We start from the raw sequence: 407 nt of genomic DNA on the forward strand, positions 1-407 counted from the left end.
TGCTGCCGCGCGAGCGCGTGCAGATGCTGCTCGACCCGGGCACGCCGTTCCTGGAACTGGCGCCGCTGGCCGCGCTGAACATGTACCACAACGATGCGCCCGGCGCCGGCCTGATCGCCGGCATCGGCCGCGTCAGCGGCGTGGACTGCATGGTCGTCTGCAACGACGCCACCGTGAAGGGCGGCACCTACTACCCGCTGACCGTCAAGAAGCACCTGCGCGCCCAGGAAGTGGCGCAGCAGAACCACCTGCCGTGCATCTATCTGGTCGATTCGGGCGGCGCCAACCTGCCCAACCAGGACGAGGTCTTCCCCGACCGCGACCATTTCGGCCGCATCTTCTTCAACCAGGCCAACATGAGCGCGCAGGGCATCGCGCAGATCGCCGTGGTCATGGGCAGCTGCACG

1 protein-coding gene is annotated in these 407 nt (G+C 67.8%); it reads left to right on the forward strand.

Annotation, left to right across the window (positions count from 1 at the left end; translation table 11 throughout):
- The coding region (locus tag QZH66_RS18610; RefSeq protein WP_305807263.1) for a carboxyl transferase domain-containing protein at nt 1-407 on the forward strand (407 nt) is incomplete at both ends.

The organism is Stenotrophomonas sp. YIM B06876, assembly GCF_030711595.1.
Lineage (GTDB): Bacteria > Pseudomonadota > Gammaproteobacteria > Xanthomonadales > Xanthomonadaceae > Stenotrophomonas.